This is a genomic window from Alistipes sp. AF48-12 (assembly GCF_003477565.1).
Lineage (GTDB): Bacteria > Bacteroidota > Bacteroidia > Bacteroidales > Rikenellaceae > Alistipes_A > Alistipes_A hominis.
In genome coordinates this window covers 1-1,029 of the sequence record NZ_QUDJ01000052.1, presented here as the reverse complement: position 1 = coordinate 1,029, position 1,029 = coordinate 1, and the positions used below count along the sequence as shown (strand labels likewise).

Below are 1,029 nucleotides of genomic sequence, written 5' to 3'. Positions count from 1 at the left end.
AACCCGTTGGCGGAATTAATTTAAGTTGATAAATATGAGTAAAAAGTTGTACATGTCGCTGATTTTTAGTAACTTAGTGGTGATTAAAACATTAAGTTCAAACCATCGTATGTACAACCTTTATGCAAAATTCGTCAAAATACTTGAGATATGCAAGCAATTCTCTGAAAATCTCGTCAATGATTCGGGTAATGTTCCACGTCGTGGTCCTGTTCCCAAGTTTTCGGATTTGGAAGTGGTGGCGCTATCCCTGACGGCAGAGACCGAGAGCATTGATAGTGAGAAGTGGTTGTTCGACTATAAATTGCAAGAATACAAGGACAGCATTCCCAATCTCATATCAAGGAGACAGTTCAATGACCGCAGGAAGAAAACGTCAGGCCTGTGTGAGGAACTGCGCAAGCGGATTGCCATGGAAATGGATGGCGGAGAGGAACAATTCTTTGTTGACTCCAAGCCGATAGAGGTCTGTAGGGTTGCAAGAGGAAAACGTTGCAAGATGGGGCGTGCCGGCAATTTCTCGCAAGCTCCCGACTTCGGCTTCTGTGCTTCGCAGAACACGTATTATTTTGGTTATAAGTTACACGCTCTCTGTGGGTTAAGTGGAGTTATCCATTCCTATGATCTGTCAAAGGCAAGTGTGGCTGACCTCCATTATATGAAGGATGTAAAACATACTTATCACGACTGTAGCATCTATGGTGACAAAGGGTATATTGGAGCTGACGTACAGCTTGACTTGTTCGAAACCGCACACATAAGACTGGAGTGTCCGTATCGGCTCAACCAAAAGGATTGGAAACCGACATTCATTCCGTTTGCAAAGGCAAGAAAGAGGATTGAGACAATATTCTCACAACTTACAGACCAGTTCTTGGTCATCAGGAACTACGCGAAAATAACGAATGGTTTGTTTGCCAGAATCATTGGCAAAATTAGTGCACTTACCATTCTGCAATACGTAAACTTCATTAACGACAAGCCCATTGGCAGAATTAAGTATGCACTAAATTAATTCCGCCAACAGGT

At 42.8% G+C, this 1,029-nt stretch carries 1 protein-coding gene; it reads left to right on the top strand.

Features of this window, described 5'->3' with window-relative positions; translation table 11 throughout:
• Window positions 1–34 precede the first annotated feature (34 nt).
• Entirely contained in the window at window positions 35–1,015 is a 981-nt protein-coding gene (locus DW082_RS14150; protein WP_032536584.1) for an IS982-like element IS1187 family transposase, read from the top strand.
• Window positions 1,016–1,029 lie beyond the last annotated feature (14 nt).

Coding starts and splice junctions, on each gene's coding strand:
- DW082_RS14150 (WP_032536584.1), top strand. CDS start 35: ATGAGTAAAAAGTTGTACATGTCGCTGATTTTTAGTAACTTAGTGGTG.